Source organism: Pedobacter psychrotolerans (genome assembly GCF_004340665.1).
Taxonomy (GTDB): domain Bacteria; phylum Bacteroidota; class Bacteroidia; order Sphingobacteriales; family Sphingobacteriaceae; genus Pedobacter; species Pedobacter psychrotolerans.
Genome location: NZ_SLWO01000004.1, coordinates 299169 through 324164, shown reverse-complemented (window position 1 = coordinate 324164; position 24996 = coordinate 299169). Strand labels below are relative to the sequence as shown.

6 protein-coding genes are annotated in these 24996 nt (G+C 41.8%); all 6 read left to right on the top strand.

Annotated elements, in window-relative coordinates:
• Positions 1 to 30: 30 nt before the first annotated feature.
• The 6 genes from EV200_RS11755 to EV200_RS11730 all read left to right on the top strand — a co-directional run bounded on the left by EV200_RS11755 (position 31) and on the right by EV200_RS11730 (position 24985).
• Complete coding sequence (locus tag EV200_RS11755; RefSeq protein WP_132532802.1) at positions 31 to 1884, top strand: TauD/TfdA family dioxygenase; 1854 nt, start codon at positions 31 to 33, stop codon at positions 1882 to 1884.
• A 5-nt stretch (positions 1885 to 1889) separates the two neighbouring features.
• Positions 1890 to 7949, top strand: coding sequence for a non-ribosomal peptide synthetase (locus tag EV200_RS11750; RefSeq protein ID WP_132532800.1), 6060 nt, complete (start codon positions 1890 to 1892; stop codon positions 7947 to 7949).
• A 31-nt stretch (positions 7950 to 7980) separates the two neighbouring features.
• Positions 7981 to 8844, top strand: coding sequence for a sulfotransferase family 2 domain-containing protein (locus tag EV200_RS11745; RefSeq protein ID WP_132532797.1), 864 nt, complete (start codon positions 7981 to 7983; stop codon positions 8842 to 8844).
• Between the two features lie 25 nt (positions 8845 to 8869).
• Positions 8870 to 9841: a 2,3-diaminopropionate biosynthesis protein SbnB gene (locus tag EV200_RS11740; RefSeq protein ID WP_132532795.1), complete on the top strand. Its 972-nt coding sequence runs from the start codon at positions 8870 to 8872 to the stop codon at positions 9839 to 9841.
• A gap of 27 nt (positions 9842 to 9868) precedes the next feature.
• Positions 9869 to 12349 carry an outer membrane beta-barrel protein gene (locus EV200_RS11735; protein ID WP_132532793.1) on the top strand — a complete coding sequence of 827 codons (2481 nt, stop codon included), beginning with the start codon at positions 9869 to 9871 and terminating at the stop codon, positions 12347 to 12349.
• A 129-nt stretch (positions 12350 to 12478) separates the two neighbouring features.
• Positions 12479 to 24985 carry a non-ribosomal peptide synthetase gene (locus tag EV200_RS11730; RefSeq protein ID WP_132532791.1) on the top strand — a complete coding sequence of 4169 codons (12507 nt, stop codon included), beginning with the start codon at positions 12479 to 12481 and terminating at the stop codon, positions 24983 to 24985.
• Positions 24986 to 24996 lie beyond the last annotated feature (11 nt).

The window sequence follows — 24996 nt, the reverse complement described above, 5'->3', positions numbered from 1 at the left end:
AATCATTATAAATACTTACCCGAAGTTCAGATGAAATTAAAGCAGGATGCCTTAAAAGGGCTCATGAATACTCAGCCTCAATCCATTAAAATTGATCCCCTTACCACAGTCAGATTATCATTTCTTAACACAGGAAACGGAGAACTGGCAATGTTTGAAACAGGGGAGCGGCTTGATTTAAATGCGTGGGCAACAGTAAATAAAAGCAGTATTGACGATGCCTATAAACGCTACGGAGCCGTATTATTCCGTGGTTTCAACGTTAATGATGATGCCGCATTCAACTCATTTACACGGAAATTATCGAATGAGCTTATGGACTATTCTGAACCTTCTACACCCCGTAGGCAGGTGGCTGAAAAAGTATATACCTCAACAGAATATCCGAAAGAGGAACATATTCCCATGCACAATGAACATTCTTACAGCAACGATTGGCCTCAAAAAATTTGGTTTTATAGCGTAAAACCCGCCGAGGTTGGCGGTGCAACACCGCTGGCAGATAGCCGAAAGGTATTTGCAGGCCTTAGTGAAAGCTTGCGCAATGAATTTATAAAAAAAGGGGTAATGTATGTGCGTAATTTCGGTAACGAACTAGACCTGCCCTGGCAGGAGGTTTATCAAACTGAAAGCAAAGAAGATGCAGAAAAATATTTCCGCAAAAAAAATATAACCTTTGAATGGAAAGAGCATAATGCTTTAAGAACCAGGCAGGTGTGCCAGGCTGTTATTCAACATCCGGAAAGTAAAGAATGGGTATGGTTTAATCAGGCACATCTTTTCCATATCTCTAGTCAGGCTCCTGCCGTTCAGGATTACCTGATTGAGCAGTGCGGCTTTGATCATCTGCCCAGAAATACCTTTTTTGGCGATGGTTCGCCCATTCCAATTGCTTACCTGGAAGAAATAAGAGAAGCTTACAGGAGGGCACAATTTAAATTTGACTGGAAGGCATCGGATGTAATTATGCTGGATAATTTACTTTTTGCGCATGGGCGCGAACCTTTCGAGGGAACGCGAAAGGTACTTGTAGCCATGGCCGATCCTTATCATTACAAACCTGTAGAAGAACAGTTAAACAGCAAAGTTGTAAATAATACCCGCCATGCTACAGCACAATTTTTTATCAATCATGCAAGCCATGATACAGACCATAGTATATTAAAGTATAAACTCGCCGCTGCTTACCGAGTGATGGTTACCGAAGGGCTGGATGAGGGCGGTATCAGCGGGCACATCAGTATGCGTGTACCCGGGGAGTCGGATTGTTTTTGGGTAAATCCTTTTGGTATGCTGGCGGAGGAAATAACCGCAAAAAACCTGATTAAAGTTGATAAAAATGGTGAGGTGATTGAAGGAGATTATCCGGTTAATGTTGCCGGATTCTGTATCCACGCGGCTATCCACAACCATTATCCCCAGGTAAATTGCGTAGTACACACCCATTCTCCATGGGGAACACTTTTTAGTGCGCTCGATCGGTATATAAAACCCATAGATCAAAATTGCTGCCTTTTTTTTGAGAATCATGAATTATACGGGCATTTTGGTGGTCCGGTAAACGACACTGAAGAGGCGATGCAGCTTGCTGCGGCTTTAAAAGGTAAGGATATGATTGTGCTCCGCAATCACGGCACTATAACCTGCGGTGCCAATATAGAATCTGCTGTAATCAGAATGGTAGCGGCAGAAAGGGCTTATCGTTTAAATATGCTGGCCATGCAAACTCAGGATATAAAACTTATTGATGGGGAAACTGCCAGATTAACACGCGACTGGATCGGGAATGATTTTGGTCTTGCTATAGAATTTAATGCTTTATTACGGAAAGTAGAACGGGTGTACACTGACTTTTCTTTGCTAAAACCCGAACAGTTGAAATAATTATTATGGAACAGCTATCTTATTACCGCTTATCGCCACAGCAGCAACATTTTTTTAAAAAGTATAAGGACCATCATATTCCATATACCCAAGTAACCATTAAGATTACAGGAGTGCTTGAGCCGGAAAGGCTTAAAAGTTCTTTGAGCGCAATTATCAACCGATACAGCATATTCCGCACCACTTACATCAAGCCTGCCGGAATTGAATGGCCGGTGCAGGTTATTAACGATTTTGCTGACTTTATTTTTGGTGAGCATATGATAACTAACCCGGATGCATTAAGTAAAATAATTAAAATTGCTTCGAAACAGGTTTTTGATCTTGAAAACGGGCCGCTTGTACGGCTTGATGTGGTAAATGGCCCGGATGAAGTTAATCATATCCTGATGACTACCCCTGCGCTGTGTGCAGATTTTTACAGCATTAACGTATTGGCAAATCAATTAATAGCGGGCTATTTGGCAGGGAATGATGCAACTGCCACACCAGAAGAAGCTTTGCCCTATCTTCAGTTCTCCGAATGGCAGAATCAACTTCTCGAAGCCGAAGAAAACGAAGATGGAATTACTTACTGGAAAAAAAATAGTTTTATTGCCCAGATGTCGGCAATGATTTTTGATGAAGATCCTTTAAACACCGCAGTGTTCGATCCCGGTGTGTATGCCCTTCAGCTTCCCCCTTCAACTCATGCTGATGAGGATTTAGAGGCTCGGCTGGGCGTTTGCTGGCAATGGTTAATCTGGAATTTCTGCGGTAAACAGGATATCATTACACAGCATATTAACAATGGCCGTGATTTTGAAGAACTTCACGATATAATGGGATTGCTTTCCTTTTGTTTACCGATATCGCTGGCCATTGATGAAAACACGTCTTTTGCCTTCTGCCTCGAAGCATATCGCGATATGATAGAAACTAATGGTGAATATAAGCTCTTACACGAAGTTTCGGGCAGGCCAGATGCTACATATTCTTATGTGTTTGAATTTATAAATTCGCCATTAAGCATCCATAATCAGGTAATTAATGATGGTTTAATTGAGGTTTTGAACCGCGAAACCCTTGTTGAAGCTAAAAAAATCCAGCTAAGGTGTATTAATGAAAACGGAGCGTTGAATCTGGAATTTATTTATAATAAAAATGCCTTCAGTAAAGAAAGTATTCAATTGCTGGCAGAAGTGTACAGCAACATTACAGCACAATGCTTTTCGGATACTACCATTCGGTTAAACAACTTGCAGCTGCTCCCGGCTTCGTTACTGGATGACATGATGGAATCATTCAATCCTCATCACCAGGTATTTCCTGCTTCGTCCTACACTGTTGATGAAATGTTCGATAAAGCAGCGGCACGATATCCTGAAGCAATTGCTGTGGTTGCAGGGGATAAACGAATTTCATATGCTGAATTATCCAATAAAGCCAACAGATTGACGGATTATCTGATTAAAGAAAAATCAATCAGGCCGGGCGACCGCATAGGGTTGTTATGTGAAGAAAATGAACACATGATTGTTGGGATGCTGGGGATCATAAAAGCAGGTGCTGCTTTCGTACCAATTGATCCTCGAAGTCCTGTTAGCCGCACCCTTTTTATCCTGGAAGATAGTTCTGCCAAAGTATTACTTAGCCACAGTAGTTTGGGCAATATGCTGGATGATAAAATAGATACCGTATGGATTGACGAGCTCATTTTAAATGAAAATCAGGTAGCAGCTCATTTCCCTGTACGAAAAACAGATGCTGTGGTTTACGTCATTTACACTTCAGGTACAACAGGAAAGCCAAAAAGTGTTTTAATCTCTGATCAATCCCTGGTCAATTATGTGAGCTGGCTCCGGGCTTACTTTGAAGTTACAGAAAAAGACAGTGCGGTATTGCTCTCTTCTTATGCTTTCGATCTTGGTTATACAAGTGTATGGGGCATGCTTTTGGGCGGAGGCTGTTTACACCTTATTCCCGATAATTTGATTAGAAATCCCGGGGTAATGGTACAATATATTGCAGATGAAAAAATTACTTTTTTAAAAACAACACCATCCCTTTTTCAACTGCTGGTTAGCGCTACCAATGCCGATCTTTTTACAGATAGTGCACTGCGTTTAGTTATTATGGGTGGCGAACCGATACGTGTACCTGATCTGAAAAAAATGATCAGCATTAAACCATCTGTCCAACTGGCCAATCACTATGGGCCTACAGAAACCACCATTGGCACTATCGCCATACTGATTGATAACAACAAGATCGATTCCTACGCTACCCATCCGGTAATCGGTTATCCCATTGCAAACAGTTTTGTTTCTATTTTAGATGAGCATGGCCATTATGCTGTTCCGGGTGTTGCCGGAGAACTTTGTATTTCTGGCGCAGGTTTGGCTTCAGGGTACCTGAATAATGATGAACTGACCAGGGAGAAATTTACTGATCATCCCAGGAAACCGGGTTCGATTATGTATAAAACCGGTGATCAGGCCTGCTGGACACTTTCCGGAACAATTGTTTTTAAAGGAAGAAAAGATGACCAGGTAAAAATACGTGGCTACCGGATCGAATTAAATGAGGTAAGAAATGCACTATTGCGGTATGAAGACATTAATCGGGTTGCAGTAATTGCCATTGAAAATGATGTTTTTGGTAAGGAACTCGCGGCTTATTACGAAAGCAATGTTCCGGTTTCACCAAAGCAGCTCCGTGATTTTCTTAATGAATTTCTTCCGGATGCATTCATTCCCAGCTACTTTGTTCCGATGAAGAGCCTTCCCATAACTGCCAACGGAAAAATCGATGTAAAATCACTTCCGGCAGTAGATGCTGGTAATGAAACAGCATATGTGCTTCCAAGTAACCGCATTGAAGAAGAAATGATTACACTTTGGGAAGCTGTGCTGGGTAAAACCCGCATCGGCATTACGGATAATTTCTTTGATCTGGGAGGGCATAGTCTTAAAGCGATACAGCTCACTTCGCATATACACAAGCACTTTAACGTAAAACTTGATATAGGTAAAATTTTTGCTTACCCTACGGTTAACCTTTTGGCAAAATTAATACCTGGAGCAACCGAACAGCAGTTTTCTGAAATACCTGCATTAGCCGAAAAAGAAGATTTTCAATTATCGCATGCGCAGCAGCGTTTGTGGGTGCTTAGTCAGTTTGAAGAAGGCAATGCCGCTTATAATGTCCCCAGTGCAACTTTGTTGGAAGGTAAGCTGGATACAGCGAAATTTAAATATGTACTGGAAAAACTGATTGCCAGGCACGAGAGTCTGAGAACCGTATTTATTACGGTTAACGGAGCGCCCCGCCAGCTCATTTTACCACCTGCCGACATTAACTTTTTGCTAAACGAAAAAGATTTGGGGCATACAGCAAATTCGGCTGAGGTGATCGAAAAGATGATCACCGAAGATATGCATGCGCCATTTAATTTATCAAAAGGCCCCCTGCTGCGGGCTACACTTGTTAGGGTGGCAGAAGAAAAATATATTTTCCTTTTTAATATCCATCACATTGTAAGCGACGGATGGTCGAGAAATATACTTACCCGGGAGCTGTTGCACCTCTATCGTTTTTATGCTACCGGAATTGGAAAGGCATTATCACCGCTTACCTTACAATACCGGGATTATGCGGCCTGGCATACCGGCATTTACCAATCGCAAGGTAAATACTGGAATGATCTGTATCAGAACAACATTCCTGTGCTCCGGTTTCCGGCCGATTTTGAGCGTCCGGAAGTATTATCTTTTTCTGGCGGGTCACTGGTTCACGAATTGTCTGCAGAATTAACCGATAGGCTTAAAGCATTCGCTTTAGAACGCAATACTACTTTAAATAACCTGTTGTTTGCATTATATGGAATGTTGCTGGCACATTATACCGATCAGCAGGACCTGGTAATAGGCTCTCTTGTTTCAGGCAGAAGTCATATCGACTTGGAAAATATGCTTGGTGTGTTTATCAATTTCCTGCCGGTACGCATCACTGCCAATAAGAACGATCAGTTGGATGATTACCTTCGTTTTATCCATCAAACACTGGTAAATGCTTACCTGCACCAGGATTATCCATTTGACCTAATGGTAGACGATTGTTTATCAGAACGTGATAGGGCACGCAATCCTTTTTTTGATACGATGGTTAATTTTCACTCCGAAACATCCATTACAGGCCGTGATCTGTCAACTGGAGATACAGGCATCAGGATGAGTCCTTATATCAAAGATCAAAACAGCGAGGTTCATGCTGTGTTAGATTTTAAATTGGATATATATCCGCTAGGAAATGAGATAAAGCTGTACTTCACGTATAATAAAGCACTTTTTAAAGAGCCACGTATGGCAACTTTTCTAACCCGGTATACTGATTTACTGGAAGATATTATTGCCCATCCATCACAGCCATTATCTGCTTATTTTCCGTGGGTTGCCGAACCATCTGAATTACCGCAGCAAAGCGAACTAAGCATTACCATCTGTTCATCCTTTGTAGCCGATCCGCTTAAAGAATATATGGAATACTGGGGTAAAGAAGTTGATCTGGGCTTAAAAATTGATTTTGCGCCCTATAACCAGGTATTTCAGCAATTGTATGACGAAAATAGCATACTCTGCAAAAATGAAGGTCTAAATATTGTATTTATACGTCCCGAAGACTGGTTACGTGATCAACCCACATTAAACTCCAAAGATCAGTCAGCCCTGCTGGAAAAAACTTATAATGAGTTGCTAGCTGCATTTAGCCATAGCAGAAATAGCATGTTATCACCTTGTTTCGTTGGTGTGGTACCTGCCTCAGCTTCCAGTAATTATGACATAGAAGTGATCAATACCATTAACAAACTTTGCCAATTGCTTACAGATTTTTTTACCAGCCTTACCGGTTGTTACCTGCTAGATATGAATGGTGTTACCGAACTTTATGAGGTTGATGAAATATTTGATAATGGGGCTGATAACATTGGCCATATCACTTTTACACCAGAATATTATGCTGCTTTAGGTACATTCCTGGTCAGAAAAATATATGCCTGGAAAACTGCTCCCTATAAAGTAATAGCGGTAGATTGCGACCACACTTTATGGAAGGGAATTGTTGGGGAGGCAGGTTTAGATGGAATAAAAATAGATGGTCAATACGCTGCTTTGCAACGTTTTTTGGTAGAGAAATACCATGAGGGATTTTTAATTGTACTGGCCAGTAAAAATAACGAGGCCGACGTATGGAACGTTTTCGATCATCATCCGCAAATGGTGCTACAGCGCTCGCATATTATTACGCATAGAATAAACTGGGAACATAAACCAGATAATTTAAAATCAATTGCCCACGAATTGAATTTAGGAACCGACAGCTTTATCTTTCTTGATGACAGCGAGTTTGAGGTAGAGCAGGTAACGGCCAGATGTCCTGAGGTACTGGCCATGGTTATTCCGGAAGACCCTGCAGATATGACTGATTTTTTATTGCATAACTGGGCTTTTGACCGCTTTTACCTTACAGAAGAAGACCTGGAACGCAATGATAGGTACAAGGCTGAAAAAGAGAGAAACGATGTGCAAACTAAAAGCGACTCGCTAGCCGGTTTTATAGCCTCATTAAACATTAAGGTAAACATGCTGTCCTTAACTAATGCAGAAACAGAGCGTGCGGTGCAACTTATACAGCGAACCAATCAGTTTAATATGAATGGTTTACAACGAACATCGAAAGAGGTACAGCAAATTATTAATGCGCCTGATAGCTTTAATAGAATAATCCATGTAGAAGATCGTTTCGGGAATTATGGCTTGGCAGGTCTTATTATTTCGCGTGTAGACGGGAACTCATTGTTGCTCGAAAATTTCATGCTTAGCTGCAGGGTTCTTGGAAGGGGAGTAGAAGATATTGTACTCCGTTTCCTGCATACTGATGCTGCTCAACAGGGATTAAGCCAGCTGGTTGCAAAATTTATACCTACTGCAAAGAATACGCCTTTTAAGCAGTTTTTGGAACGCACCCAGTGGATTGAAACAGGTATACAAGGCAGGTATGCCCTGGCCGTAGTCCAACCTGAATAAGTACACATCATAATATCATTCATCATCCCATATGTTTAACTCAATTAATCAGTACCCTATTATTTTTACACATGTGCCACGCAGTGGAGGTACAACATTGGTTTCGGTGATGGGGCGCCAATACAAAAAAGAGGATCAGTTTTTTTTCTATGTAAGAGAAAAATCGGGTAATACTGATGAAGCTTTGGCCGAATTCAGCAAGATGCCGGAAAACCGACAAATGCAAATGAAATTGCTGCAAGGGCATACCAGTTACGGAATTCATGAGTATTATAAGGATTATACCTATATTACCTTACTTCGTGATCCTGTAGAAAGGGTGATTTCCTATTACTACTACATCTTAAAACTACCGGGGCATTATTTGCACAATATCCTGATGAGCAATAAAATGAAGCTCGAAGGATTTGCTGACAGTGGCTTAAGTGCAGAGCTTGATAATATACAAACCCGGCAAATTTCCGGTATCCAGCTCAAAAGCCATGAAAAATGCGACCGTAATATGTTGGAAACGGCTAAACATAACCTCATCACCCATTATAAAATTTTTGGCATTACTGAAAGATTTGATGAAACGTTGTTATTGCTTCAGCAGCAATTCGGCTGGAATTATCCGTTTTATACCGCGCTCAATACCATTGAAAATAAACCAGGCCGGAATCAAATCTCAGCCCGTGCTTTAGCACTCATCGAAAAAGCCAACCAATATGATATCGAACTCTATGCGTTTGCTGTAGAGCAATTTAATCAGATCATCAACAATAAAGGACCTGCATTTCAGCGTGATCTGGAGAAATTTAGAAAATACAACCGTATAATCGAAAAAATTAGCCGCCCGTATACAGGTAATCTGGGATTTACACTCTGGGATTTTTACATTAAGTTAACCCGATAATTATCTATTTTTTATAAAAACAAAAATGTTATATCTGAACAAAAAGGAATTAGAAAAAATTGGCATCAACTGGCATCAGCTATTGGATGTAATCAGGAATACCCTATATATTTTAAGAGATCAGGACGTTGTACAGCCCGTAAAACCATATTTGCGTTATTCGGACCTATCTAACAGGATTATAGCCATGCCTGCCTATGTTGGTGGGAATATAGCCACGGCGGGTATTAAATGGATTGCAAGTTTTCCGCGTAATCTGGATAAAGGTTTGGCGAGGGCACATTCCGTAACCATTCTTAATGAAGCAGAAACAGGCGTTCCGCGCTGCATTTTTAATACGGCTCTTGTTAGCGGTATTCGTACTGCTGCGGTATCAGGTGTTCTGGTTGATGCTTACCTTTTGCAAAGGCCAGAACAGGACAAAATTTGTATTGGAATAATTGGTTTTGGACCAATCGGGCAACTGCATCTGCAAATGCTGGCCGGAATAACAGGAAATCGTGAACTGGAAATCCGTATGTTTGATTTGCAGGGCGTAGACCTGAAAAAGGTACCTGCCCGGCTGCGGGAGCATGTTACCGTTTGCGGGGATTGGGAAAGTGCCTATAAAAACGCCGATATATTTATAACCTGTACGGTTTCCAAAAAACCTTATATCAATCTGCCTCCGAAAAAAGGTTCGCTACAGCTGAACGTATCTTTACGCGATTATGTGCCTGAATACAGAAGTTGGGTAGACATGATCATTATTGATGATTGGGATGAAGTGTGCCGTGAAAATACTGATATTGAAAATATGCACCTAAAAACGGGTTTGCAGCAAAAGGATACCATAACCCTTACTGAGGTAATTTGCGGAGACCTGTTGAAGAATAAGCAACCCGATGATATCATTATGTTTAACCCTATGGGGATGGCTATATTTGATATTGCCATAGCCAGTGAGTATTACCATCTTGCAATGGAACTAAATGCCGGAGTATTACTAGAAGATTAAGTGCAACAGCAGATTAAACAGAAAAACATGCAGAATAAAATAAACAGATATTTTAAATTTAAAACTTTCAACACAGCATACCGCTTTCTAATGCCATATTCAGGCTTCTACCTCTTTGTAATCGTACTCCTGTTTATGTCAATTTCATCTGATGCACAAACGCGCATTAGCGGAACTGTTTTAGACAGTATTACAAAAAATCCAATTGCTTATTGTACCATACGGATCAAAAATCAGGATCCTAAATTAGGAACAGCAACCCAAACCGACCCTGACGGAAAGTTTTCTATCCCTGTTGTTAAACCGGGTAACTATTCCCTGGAGATTACTGCCCTTAGTTACCTGCAATACCAAAGATCTTTAAAACTTCCTGATAGCGGAGTGCTGGTTATAGGTAATATCCTGATGAATAAGGATACAAAAAACCTGGGCGACGTTACAATTGTAGCTAAGCAAAACCTGATTGAAAGAAGGGCAGATAAAATAATTATGAACGTGGGTAATAGTGTATTAACGAATGGAAGCACTGCCAACGAACTACTGCAACAGATACCAGGTTTATCGGCTGGTGATGATGGACAGATAAGGTTAAATGGCAGGGCAGGAGTGAGCGTGATGATTGATAATAAGGTGAGCCCGTTATCTGCTTCAGAACTTTCTTCGCTCTTGCAGAATATGCCAAGCGGAAGCATTTCAAGAATAGAAATCATCACCAATCCAAGTTCAAAATATGATGCTGTAGGGGCGGGTGGCATTATTAATATCATTACTAAAAAGAATACACAGGCCGGGGTTAACGGATCAGCTTCTGCCGGTTACAATCAGGGTATTTATCCAAATCTGCTGGGTTCGTTTATGCTTAATGTAAAAAAAGGACGATTTAATGTATTTGGTTCCTACAGCTATAATAAAATGAAAAGATCGGTTAATTTTAAAATAGACCGGTTTATTGATGCCAGTGTGCCATTAAATTTTCAGCAGGAAATGAAATTTAAACCGAGGTTTGATAACCAGGTGGCGAAGGTAGGGGTAGACTATGATATTAACAATTCCAGTGCGATGGGTTTTACATTCGACCTTAACATTTTCGAGCGCAACCGCACCATTGATGATGTTACCCTGATTAGCGACCGCAACTTTAGAATTGATTCTGTTTACAGTACGCAGACCAGCAATCTCAAAAAACTAACCAATACAGCCTATAACTTTTATTACAACCATAAATTTAAAGAAACAGGCCACAACATCGAATTCAACTATACCTTTTCACAATTTGATAATTTCGACGATCGCATAAGTAATAACTTCTATTACTATCCCGATGGAAGAGAATTGAAAATGCCCAACTCCATCCGAAACAATGTTCCTTTTCTGGTCAATAATAATGTGGCCAGGATAGATTATACCGTTCCGTTTAATAAAACTACAAAATTGGAAGCAGGGGTAAAGGGAGGATGGATCAGGCAGGAAAACGACCTTATTTACGATTCAATAATTAACGGGGCTATTGTAAATGTTCCGGCTAAAAATAGCAGTTTTAGTTATAGTGAGAATTTACTCGCGGCCTATTTAAATTTATCCAAGAAAATTGATGGTTATAACCTGCATGCAGGGCTTCGTTTGGAAGGAACATCATCAGATGCAAATTTTTTTACTTCGGGTTTGCGTATTAAAAATGACTACACAAACCTGTTTCCGAGCGTAAGTGCCGATAAAAAATTTAATGCCCATGATTTAAGAATATCTGCCAGCAGGCGGATTGGCAGACCATCATATCAGGACCTTGACCCAACCCTTATTTATTTTAACCAGTATTATTATTTGCAGGGAAATCCATCTCTGAAGCCAGAATATACCAATGTATATAGCTTTTCAGATACCTTTAAAGAGAATTATTCGCTCTCAGTTAGCTACAGCAGAACCTCAAACCCCATAGTGAGTATCCAGGAGATACAGGAAAAAACAAACATTAATATTTTTGCAGTAACCAACCTGGATGTATTAAGTAATGTATCGGTAGCACTTGATATACCGGTAACTGTAACCAACTGGTGGAACATGAATAACAATGCCTACGGGTATTTTAATCAAACCAAAGCTGCCGATTATATGGGGAAAAGTTACGATCGCCACCTGTTTGGGTTTGGGTTCAGCACCAATCATACGTTTACATTAAAAAACAATTATAAGTTAGAGTGCCAGTTTAAATATGATGCCCCTCAGTTAATTGGCTTAAACCGGCTTGAAGAGATTTACTATCTAAACCTGGGTGTCCAGAAATTACTGATGAATAAAAAAGCAAATGTAAAACTCAGTGTTTATGATCTTTTAAATTCCATGAAATACAATTATCAGTATGATTATTTTAACGTCCATTCTACAGAAAGACGGAGTTTGGATTACCGCCAGCTGCGTTTATCATTTACCTATAATTTTGGTGGAAAATCATTAAATAACCGGAAATCCAGCGAAAAAGACAACGGAAACGAGCGTTTAAAAATACAATAAGCCATCAGTATACCATAATTAATCGCTAACTGTTTAAAGATTTTTTTTAAAATCTAAAACGGTTTGATGGGATAAAACTGCCCTTTAATGCTATAAAAACATATCCATCATATTTATAAATAAAAATAAATGAAAAAGGATCTATTCCGTAAAACCATCGCTGGAAGGAAAGCAAAGGATATTATGAATCTATCGAGGATCTCCGGGAGTGAGCATCCTAATTCTGATAATTATATCGCCCCACGCAATGAAACAGAACAAGAGTTACTTAATATGTGGGTGCTTATACTCAACCGGGAAGGTTTGGGTGTTCAAAGCGAATTTTTTAGTTCGGGGGGGAATAGCCTTAAAGCAACGCAGTTGGTATCACGAATGGAAAAGCATTTTGGTGTACACCTGAAACTTACAGATCTATTTAAACACACCACGATAGAAAAACAGGCCATTTTTCTAAGCCAGCTGGAAAAAACACAATTGCAGGAAATTCCGAAGTTGCCATGGCAGGAGGATTATGCAGTTTCGCATGCCCAGAAAAGGTTATGGTTTATTGATCGGTTTTCTGAAGGAAATGCAACTTATCATATTCCTGTGGCAGGTAAATTTAACGGTCCGGTTAACAGACCTGTATTTTACAAGGTTTTTGAATTGCTGCTTGCCCGTCATGAAAGTTTACGCACTGTTTTTACCGAAATAAATGGAGAACCCAGGCAGAAAATACTTCCTGCGGTTACTTATGATATGTTTCTTAAAGAGTATGATGCCATAAATGGCAGCGTTAACGGAGCAACACCTGAAGAATTGGTTAATCGCATTGTTAATACTCCTTTCGATCTTGTTAATGGTCTTCCGGTTAGGGTAGCACTCATCAGCACATCAGCAAACGAGACCTTGTTCATTTGTGTCGTCCATCATTTGGTAAGTGATGGAACATCGATGGAAATTCTGATGAAAGAACTGGTGCTGGCATATAACGCTTTTTGCAATAAACTCCCCGATCCATTGCCTCAGCTTGCCCTCCAATACCGCGATTTTGCCGCATGGCAGCAGGAGCAGCTTACTGATGGATACAGCAATAACCACCGCAAATACTGGCTTAATCAGTTTAGCGGAGCGTTACCTGTTTTAGCACTACCAACAGATTTTGCCAGGCCTGCCGTTAAATCTTACCATGGTGCTTCGTACCTGAGCAGGATTCCTGCAGAAATTAATACTTTATTACATTCAATAGCAGAGCGTACAGGTGTAAGTTTTTTTGTAGTGCTTCAGGCTACTTTAAATACGCTCTTTTACCATTATACAGGCCAGGAAGATATTGTTTTAGGAACCGTTTCAGCAGGGAGGAGCCATAGCGACCTGGAAGAACAGGTTGGCCTTTACATCAATACGCTTGCTTTACGAACCACCTTTTCGGGGAACAATACTTTTGAGGATCTGCTGAAAAATGTTAAGGAAGTTGCTTTACAAGCTTTTGACCATCAGATTTATCCTTTTGATTATTTAGTGAATGAATTGCAACCCGAGCGCAACCTAGGCCGTTCTCCATTATTTGATGTAATGGTGATTTTGCATAACAACCACACATTTGCTACTGAAAACCTTTCATTTAACGGTACCGCTTTCGAAAGTTATCCTTTGCCCGGAGGTTTCAGTAAATTTGACCTTACATTTAATTTCCGTGAGGTTAACGGAGCACTCCTCTTATCAGTAGAATACGATACCGCACTTTTTACGCTTGAGTATGTGGAGCGCATGGCAGGCCACTTGCAAAATATCATACAATCTTTATCTCTCGGGATACAACAACCCTTACATGCCCTGAAATGCCTCGATGAGCATGAAAATTACCAGCTACTCTACGGTTATAATGCTACCGGAATGGATTATCCGGAGGGTACTGTACATGAACTGCTGGAAGCACAGGCGCAAAAAACGCCATCTGCACATGCACTCATCATCAATAACAAAATATATACTTATAAAGAGATCAATACAAAAGCGGCACAGCTGGCACATTACCTGCGGTTAAAATACAACCTGCAACCCGGACAGCGGGTTGGGATCATGACCGGGCGCTCCCAGTGGATGGTTATCTCGATGCTGGCGGTGATGAAAGCCGGGGGTACCTATGTGCCGCTTGATGCAAATTATCCAATCGATCGTATTGCTTACATGATTGAAGATAGTAAGATCGGTATTTTGCTAACCGAACAGCACCTGCAAACTGTTTATGGCGGATTGGCTGTAACTGCCATTTGTTTGGATGATCTGGCTGAAGCGCTTGAAAATGCTGCGGAAGATAATTTTTCTGTACCGTGCCACCCATCCGGCAGTATGTATGTGCTGTATACTTCTGGTTCAACAGGGGTACCAAAAGGAGTAGAAATTCCACATCGTGCGGTTGTTAATTTTCTGTGGAGCATGAAAAATTATCCCGGCATAAACGATAAGGATGTACTACTGGCCATCACTACTTATGCATTCGATATATCGGTACTCGAACTTTTTCTTCCACTAATTGTGGGTGCCACTGTTTTACTGGCTTCAGCAGAGGAAGGTAAAAATCCCGAATTGCTCGAATCACTGCTCGAAAATAGCAATTGCACCATGATGCAGGCCACCCCGAGCACGTGGCACATGCTAATTGCAAACGGTTGGAAGGGAAAACAGGGCTTAAAAATATTATGTGGCGGTGAGCGCTTAACCAGCGAACTGGCATTAGCCTTAACTACACGCTGTATGGAGTTATTTAATGTGTACGGGCCCACCGAAACTACAGTATGGTCTGCGGTGAAAAAGATTTCGGAAATCGGTAGCAACAGCATTACCGTAGGAAAACCAATAGCCAATACCCAGTTTTATGTACTTAATAATTACCAGGCCCCCGTTCCTGTACTTGTAACCGGTGAGCTGTATATCGCAGGAGAAGGGTTAGCTAAAGGATATCTTTTTCAACCTGAATTATCCGAAAAACAGTTTATAGCTAATCCTTTCGTACCCGGTAAAAAGATGTACCGCACTGGCGATATTGCCTTTTGGCTGCCTGGCGGAGAGCTTAATGTGCTTGGCCGGGTAGATGAACAGGTTAAAGTACGCGGATTTCGTATAGAACCCGGAGAAATAGAATCGGCTTTATTAAAATATACATTTGCAAAACAGGCGCTGGTAATGGTTGATGTAACTACCGGAGAACCTGTACTGATTGCTTATGTAGTTGGTGATATGGTATCGGGCACAGACGAAATACGGGATAAGCTCCGGCAGATTTTGCCCGAATACATGCTTCCGGCCTACATCATAATATTGCCCGAACTGCCCCTTACACCTAATGGAAAGATAGACAGAAAAAAATTACCTGTTGTAAAAGACATGATCGGGGTGATGAAGGCTTTCTTTACCGCACCAGATAGCTTACAGGAAAAAAGCATGGCTGCTATATGGGAAGAAGTGCTGGATGTACATCCGATAGGGGTACACGATAATTTTTTCCAGCTTGGCGGCCATTCGCTTAAGGCGATAAGGGTAATTTCGCGGGTTCAGGAACAAATGGGGGTAAGCTTGCGTTTACCGGAGTTGTTTACACATCCTACCATTGCAGGGCTATGTAATATCATGCGTACAGCCGACCTGAGTAATGTGTGGGCCATTTCGCCCGCACCGCTGCAAGAATTTTATCCGCTTTCGAATGCACAGTACCGCTTGTGGATTGTTCAGCAATGGAAAGAAACAGCTGGTGCTTACCACATGTCGAATGCATTTCACCTCAAAGGTTCTCTTGATCTTGAAGCACTTAACCAGGCGTTTAATGCACTATTGGCGCGGCACGAAAGTCTCCGAACACGTTTTGTAACCATAAACGGAGAACCAGGGCAAGTAATTATGGCATTGGCATCGTCGGCCTTTAAATTAAAGTATCAAGACCTTCGGGGTACCGGCACAAACGAAGAAGAAATTAAATTACTTGCGGCAGAATACGCGAATGAGCTGTTTGATCTTGAACATGATTTGCTGATCAGGGCATCGCTGTGGCAAACCACCGATACGCATTATACTTTACTGCTTACCATGCACCACATCATCAGTGATGGCTGGTCTATGCAAATCCTGATTAGAGAAGTTTTAACCTATTATGAAGCATTTCGTAAAGGCCTGGGAGATCCGTTTCTACCGCTTTTCATTCATTATAAAGATTATACCGTATGGCAACGCAACCTGTTAAATGAAGAAAACATCCTGCCTCACAGAGACTACTGGCTAACGCGTTTTGAGGATGAAATTCCTATTCTCAACCTGCCGCTTGATTATCCGCGCCCGGCTGTAAAAAGTTATAAAGGTGGCATTGTAAAATTTAATATTGATAAAGCAACTGTAAAAAAATTAGAAAGTATTGTATTGCAGCAGGATGCTACCCTATTTATGGGCCTGCTGGCCATGATGAATACCCTGCTGTTCCGTTACACCGGACAGGAAGATATTATCATAGGTTCGCCTGTAGCGGGTCGTGAACATTCGGCACTCGAAAACCAGATTGGTTTTTATGTGAACACATTGGCATTGCGTACCCGGTTTAACGGCAGCGATACTTTTAACGAAATTATTGCTAAAACCAGAAACACAGCACTTGAGGCATATGATCACCAGATCTATCCGTTCGATCAGTTAATCGATAACATGAACCTTGCCCGGGAAATTAACCGGAACCCATTGTTTGATGTGATGCTGGTGCTGCAGAATACGGCAATGGGAAACCACCCGCTGCCCGAATTGCAGTACCTGGAAGTGAGCGCCTGTATGATTGATAATCAGGTAAGTAAATTCGACTGGTGGTTTAGTTTCGCGATCAACGAACAAGGCATGTCTGTAACGGTTGAGTACGATTCGTCGCTCTTTACCCACGATCGGATCATGCAATTAACTGCACATTTTTCTGGTTTGTTATCGGCAGCGGTAGCGCAGCCTGATCAGCCGGTAAACCGCTACAACTATCTTACCGTTGCCGAAGAATCAAAATTACTGAATGATTTTAATAACACCCTGCATCCTTTTATGGAAACAGAGACACTGGTTTCATTATTTGAAAAAGCTGTCGATAGTTGTCCTGAAGAAACGGCACTTGTATTTGAAACCCAAAGCTATACCTATCGCGAATTGAATCAGGCAGCTAACCAGGTGGCACATTACCTGCGCGATGAGTACGCAATAGTGCCCGATCAGCTGGTTGGCTTACTGCTAGATAGATCACCTTACATGATGATTGGAATATTGGGGATTTTAAAAGCCGGTGCAGCTTATGTTCCCATTGATCCGGATTTCCCGGAAAACAGAATCAGGTATGTGGTATCAGACAGTGGTTTGCAGGTGCTCATCACTGAAGCTGAACAGCGCGGGCTGGCCGAAGTAATGGATTGCAATAAAATCTATCTGGGAGCAGATAGTACCTGGCTGAACAATTATCCTTCCGATAACCCGGTAAAAGTAAATACCCCGGCTGATTTGTGTTATGTTATTTACACCTCGGGCTCTACAGGCGAACCTAAAGGATGTGAGCTCGAACATAAAGGTGTTGTTAACCGCATCCAATGGATGTGGGCGCATTATGGTTTCACTACCGCAGATCATATCCTCCAAAAAACCGCTTACGTTTTCGATGTGTCTGTATGGGAAATTTTTATGACCCTTTGCTTTGGCGCCAGGTTGGTACTGTGCAGGCGTGATGAAATCTATTCACCTGCCGCACTTGTAGAAATTATTCAAAAAGAAGGCATCACCACGATGCATTTCGTACCCAGTATGTTTGATGCCTTTCTCTCAGCACTTTCTGAGGCAACTGCAAATAAACTCACCTCCCTGTTGCGCATTATAACCAGTGGAGAAGAACTGCACCTGGCGAGTGTTAAAAAACATCACCAGATGTTTCCTGCTACAGCATTACATAATTTATATGGTCCAACAGAAGCATCGGTAGACGTAACTTTTTTCGAAACCACGCCGTTTACAGAGAAGGTACTTATCGGACAGCCAATATGGAATACCAGGGTGTATATATTCGATAAACAGCTGAGATTAGTACCACCGGGGGTTTATGGAGAAATTTATCTGAGTGGTGTATGCTTGGCACGCGGATACCATAACAAGCTGGCACTGACCACAGAAAGATTTATAACTCACTCCCTGCTCGGAGGAGAGCGATTGTATAAAACAGGCGATACGGGGCGTTTCCTTCCTGATGGGAAAATAGAATATGCTGGAAGAAATGATGATCAGGTAAAAATCAGGGGCTACCGCATCGAGTTGGGTGAAGTATCTGCTGCAATATTAAAGCACCAGGCGGTTAGCCAAGTTAATACCATGGCTTTTGATCACCATGATGGTGAAAAAAGCCTCGCAGCCTACATTGTGTGTAAGCCCGGCAGTCTTGATTTATTGCAGGATACCGATCAGCTCCAATCAGAACGTGTTTCAGAATGGCAATCTGTATTTGAACACACTTACAGCATAGACAACGATACGGTATCTGATCCCATGTTTAATATAAAAGGGTGGAAAAGCACATATACAGATGAGCCTATCCCGCCAGAAGAAATGAAAGAATGGGTAGATGATATTGTGAGCCTGGTACTTTCCGGTAAACCCAAAAACGTGCTCGAAGTAGGCTGCGGTACCGGACTATTACTTTTCCGGATTGCACCACATACCAATAGTTATACGGGTACAGAAATATCGGCTACTGCGATAGAATATTTAACAGAAAGTATTACTGCATTGCCTGGTTTGTGGGAACAGGTAAAATTACTTCAGCTGGCTGCGCATCAGCTTACAAGCCTTCCTTCTGGCAGCTTTGATACCCTGGTGATTAATTCAGTAGTACAATACTTTCCTGATGCAGCCTATTTTAATGCATTACTAGGCGAAGCTATCCGTTTATTACAACCTGGTGGCCGGCTGATTATCGGCGACATCAGGAGCCTATCCCTTCAAAATGTATTTCACACATCCGTTCAGTATGATAAAGCAACTATTGATACGCCGATTTCTGTATTGCAGCAACGGATTAAGGCTGCGCTGGATAATGAAAAAGAATTGCTGATTGATCCGGCGTATTTTATTGATCTGCAAAGACAGTTTGATGAGATAGGATTGGTAGAAATTCTCCCTAAAAATGGTGAATGCGAAAATGAACTATTCAGGTTTCGTTACCAGGCTGTAATTACACTTAAAGAGCAGGTTACTAAAGATCTTCCTGCAATTGCATGGCTGGATGCCGCTAGCGGAGATTTTACACCATTGGCAATCAGCAATTACTTTGCCGCAAACAACAACGCGCCTGTAGGTATTGCAGGTGTAAGCAACAGTCGTTTAATAAAGGAAAACAGACTGGTATCCCTGATCAATGAGCGCGCTTTAACCGAAACTGTAGCCACACTCCATGAGGAGATAGGAGCGTTGAGCAATGATTTGGATGAGACCCTGATATTACAGCTGGCTGCCCAATATAACTACCAGGCATATACAGGATGGGCAAGGCAACTTAATGGAGGACGTTATGACATGGTGCTGACAAATGCCGCAACTACACCGGCTAACCTGGCTGCTACTTATTATAACCGCTTTTTGTTAACGCAGCCATTACCTGATCCACATCGCGAGAAAATAAGCAATCCGATGCTGCAGCAGTTAAGAAATAAAGTAATCCCTGAGCTACGCACCTTTTTAAATGCCATACTGCCAGATTATATGGTGCCTGCCTATTTTGTTGTGCTGGATAAATTTCCACTTACCATAAATGGTAAGCTAGATAGGAAAGCCTTGCCAATGCCGGTAGCCATCCGTTCGGTATCCGGAACAACTTACAGGGCTCCGCGCACCTCAATGGAAGAACAATTAACCCTGATCTGGCAGCAGGTACTGCAAATTGATCAGATCGGTATTCATGATAATTTTTTTGATCTTGGCGGGCATTCCCTTAAGGCCACCCAGGTGGTATCAAGAATGCACCAGCAACACGGACTCAAACTCGATCTGAAAACATTTTTTGCCTTACCCACCATAGCAGAACTAGCTAGTGCACTGGAGGGTAAAGAACTGGAAATTGCAGATTGCATTCCCCTTGCACCAATACAGTATTCGTATCCATTATCGCATGCGCAACGGCGCTTATGGGTATTGAGCCAATGGGAAGAAGCGGTGGGGGCTTATAATATAATCAGTTCGCATGAGTTAAACGGCGAATTAGACAAAGATGCATTGCAACGGGCATTTATTTCGTTGGTGCAGCGCCATGAAAGTTTACGTACCCGTTTTATTACCATAGCAGGGCAGCCGAGGCAACTGATAATTCCTGCAGAAGAAGTTGCAGCCCATCTTTATCTCCTCACGATTGCTGCAGCAGGATCAGAAAAAGATATACGGGCAACTATACAGGAACAGGTACAACAACCGTTTAACCTCGAAAATTTCCCGCTGATAAGGGCTGCCCTATTTGAAATTGCACCTGCGCGCCACATCCTTGTTTTTACAATGGCCCATATCATCAGTGATGGATGGTCTATGCATGTGTTAATAAAAGAATTAATTTACATATATGCCGCTTACCGCCGTAACCAGGCGCTATTAATGCCACCCTTACGTATCCATTATAAAGATTATACAGTTTGGCAGCACCAGCAGTTATCTGCAGAAATGAGTTCGGGCCACCGGGCCTACTGGCTGGAACGTTTTAGTGGTGAACTGCCTGTACTCGAATTACCGGCTGATTTTACAAGGCCTCCGGTAAAAACCTATCATGGAGATAACCTCCATTTTATGTTAAACAAAGCGCTTACGGCTGACCTTAATCAACTGGGAAAAGCCGCAGGAGCAAGTTTTTATATGACAATAATGGCCGTTGTTAATACCCTGTTATACCGTTATACCGCTCAGGAAGATATTATTATCGGCTCGCCTATAGCAGGTCGTTATGATAGCGAACTGGAAGATCAGATCGGGTTTTATGTAAATACACTTGCAATCCGTACACGTTTTAATGGGGCGGCATCATTCGATCAGCTTTTAAAAACGTTAAAAGCGGATATGCTCGATGCTTATGAACACCAGATTTATCCGTTCGATAGTCTGGTAGAAGAATTGCATTTAATTCGGGATACCAGCCGTTCCCCGCTGTTTGATGTAATGGTGCTGTTGCAGAATACCGGAGATGACTCGTACCGTAAACTGCCATTGATTGAAGATTTAAACATTCTTCCCTATCATACCGGAAGTACGGGGGTGAGTAAAGTGGATCTTACCTTTTATTTTACCGAAACCCCTGATGGTTTATCAGTTAATATAGAATTTAATACCGATCTTTTTCTGCATGAGCGTATACAATCCATGTTCAGCCACTTTGAGGGGCTCTGCCGCGCGGTTACCAGTGACAGCCTGGTTTCATTGCAGTTGCTGGATTATCTTTCGCCTGCCGAGAAAAATGAATTGCTATTTAATGCGCACTACAAACAGGATTTTCCTTCTAAAACCGTTCGACAACTGGTAGAAGAACAGGTGTTGCGCACACCTTTAGCGCTGGCGCTGGTTACAGATGAAGAAGAATTGACTTATGAAGCGCTGAATGCCAGGGCCAATCAGCTAGCTCATTACCTGCGCAAACAATATCACATTACTCCGGGAGCGCTTATCGGAATACTGGCCGAGCGAAACGCCCATATGATTATTTGTATGCTTGCCGTTCTTAAAGCGGGCGGGGCTTATTTACCTGTAGATCCTGCCTATCCTCAAAACAGGATCACCTATATGTTGCAGGATGCAGGGGTAAAGGTTTTGATGGTTAGCGATGATCGGCTGGCTGCAGATCTGCCTGTGCAGGAAGGGACTGAAATTTTAATTTTTAATGCAGCATTGCAACATAAAATCAGCAATTATGCTGTATTTAACCCGACAATACCAGGCAGTACCGGGCAATTGGCTTATTGTATTTATACATCTGGTTCTACCGGGCAACCAAAGGGCATACAGATTGCAAATGATAACATTGTAGCCTTTATTTACTGGGCACTTACAGAATTTGAAGATGATAGGTTTGTAACTGTATTTGCTACCACTTCCTTCTGTTTTGACCTTTCGATATTTGAGATCTTTTACACGCTCTGTGCCGGTAAATACATCAGGTTACTGCAATCGGGTGCCGATATTATTCAATACCTCGATAAAGAGAAAGATATTTTGCTTAATACCGTGCCTTCGGTAATAGCAGGCCTGCTGGCCGGTAATACAGATTTGAGCCACGTAAATGTAATTAATGTTGCGGGTGAGCCGGTACCATCATATTTTATGCAGGAACTTGATTATAACCGCATTTCGGTACGCAACCTCTATGGCCCGTCTGAAGATACAACCTACAGCAGCTGCTACCGTTTTGATGGGAAACACAGCAACATTCCTATCGGAAAACCCATTTCCAATACCCGGTTTTACATCGTTGATAAACAATTACAGTTGTTGCCTAAAGGAATTGCCGGCGAAATCTGTATATCAGGGGCTGGGCTTAGTCCCGGATATATCAATCAACCCTTACTTAACGAACGGCAGTTTGTTTCAAACCCCTTTATTACAGGCGAGCGCATTTACCGCACGGGAGATCTGGGCAGGTGGCTTGCCGATGGTAATATGGAATTCTTGGGCCGACTGGATTTTCAGGTAAAAATAAGAGGCTTCAGAATAGAGCTTGGAGAAATTGAAACAGCCATTTCTAAATACCCCGGAGTAAAAAATAATGTGGTGATGGCTAAAAGGGATGAAACCGACAAGCAAATTCTGGTTGCCTATATCCAGGCTGAAACGCACAATGCTTTGGTAATTGAAGCATTGAAAGGGTACCTGTCTGCCTGTTTAACAGCATACATGATCCCAGATTTTTTTCTTGTATTGGAGCAGTTCCCCCTAAATCACAACGGGAAAATCGATCGCCAGTTATTCCCGATGCCTGAAACTCATGCAATTGATGAAGAATCGTTATATGTAGCACCACGCAATCAAACAGAAGCCACCATTGCTTTAATCTGGGAGAATGTACTGGGTAAAAAACAGATAGGAATCCATGACAATTACTTTGATCTTGGCGGCGATTCTATCCGTGCCATACAGGTAGTGGCACGCCTTCACAACGCGGGGCTTTCTATTAAAATGGGCGAAATTTTTCAGCACTTAACCATTGCTCGGCTTGCCGAAAGGGCTAAGGTACAATACCGGATGGCTAACCAGGCAACCATTTCGGGCCAGATTGCACTTACCCCAATACAAAAAGAATTTTTGCATACGGCTTCCCCGGCAGGGCTTCACCACTATAACCAGGCCGTAATGTTACATGTTGCCGGGCAGCTTAGTGCAGAACATATTCGTTCCGCATTTGCAAAAATTTTAGCACACCATGATGCATTGAGGATCTTTTTCGCTCATACAGATCCTGGTTGGGTGCAATACAATGCTGATGAAATGCCAGTTTACCTGGAAGAATATGTATTGGTAGAAAATCCATTGTTGCAGATGGCCGAAAAAGCAGAACAACTGCAGCACAGTCTTCATCTTGAAAAGGGACCTTTAATTAAACTCGCTCTATTTCACTTACCAGATGGCGACAGGTTGCTTATTGTAGCTCACCACATGGTAATCGATGGTGTTTCTTGGCGGGTGCTTTTCGAAGATTTTAATATGCTTTACCAACAGGTTACAGAGAAACAAACTTTACAGTTACCCCTTAAAACAGATGCGTATAAAATATGGGCAGATGAACTGAAACGCCATGCCAATACTCCACATTTTTTAGCTAATGAACTGGATTACTGGCAGAAAGTTGATGCTACACCTGTATATAGGCTGCCGGGCAACGGGCAGTTAGGCGATAATTTAGTGAAACATCAGGAAAAGGTATCGTTTAAACTCGATAATGAAAATACTGCTTTCCTGTTAACCCGCGTTAATGCAGCCTTTAATACAGAAATTAACGACATCCTGTTAAGCGCCCTCATGCAAACCTTCAATACTGTTTTCGGTGCTGATTCAATTGCTATTGCGATGGAAGGGCATGGTCGTGAAGATTTATTCGAGCATATCGATATCAGTCGCACCATTGGCTGGTTTACAGCGCTTTATCCAGTTGTATTATCATGGAATGCTGAGTCAGAAGTATCCAGGTGTATTAAAGAAGTAAAAGAACAGTTGCACAATGTACCGAACAAAGGAATAGGCCATGGCATGCTGAAACATTTAAGTACTGATGTTGAATCTGAATCTTATAATCTTAAACCCCAGGTTAGTTTTAATTACCTGGGCCAGTTTGATTCTGACTTGCAGCATACCTTTTTTGCCATTTCTGATGAATCTCCAGGCAGCATACATGCAGGTGATGCCCTGCGGCAGCATGAGTGGGAAGTAAATGGGATCATTAAAGAGGGATGCCTTTCTATTTCCATCACATTCAGCAATAAACAATACGAGCGTGCGCTGATGACCAGCTTTATTGAACAGTATAAAACAGCCTTGCTGGCCATCATCTTACTGTGTATGGGTAAAGCAACAGTTGAATTAACACCTAGCGACTTTACTTTAAAAGGACTATCTATTGACACTATTGATAACTTATTCGATTAACATCAAAACAT

Bases quoted from the DNA above. Each gene is read 5' to 3' on its own strand.
- EV200_RS11730 (WP_132532791.1), top strand. From the start codon at position 12,479: ATGAAAAAGGATCTATTCCGTAAAACCATCGCTGGAAGGAAAGCAAAG.
- EV200_RS11740 (WP_132532795.1), top strand. From the start codon at position 8,870: ATGTTATATCTGAACAAAAAGGAATTAGAAAAAATTGGCATCAACTGG.
- EV200_RS11745 (WP_132532797.1), top strand. From the start codon at position 7,981: ATGTTTAACTCAATTAATCAGTACCCTATTATTTTTACACATGTGCCA.
- EV200_RS11735 (WP_132532793.1), top strand. From the start codon at position 9,869: ATGCAGAATAAAATAAACAGATATTTTAAATTTAAAACTTTCAACACA.
- EV200_RS11755 (WP_132532802.1), top strand. From the start codon at position 31: ATGAAATTAAAGCAGGATGCCTTAAAAGGGCTCATGAATACTCAGCCT.
- EV200_RS11750 (WP_132532800.1), top strand. From the start codon at position 1,890: ATGGAACAGCTATCTTATTACCGCTTATCGCCACAGCAGCAACATTTT.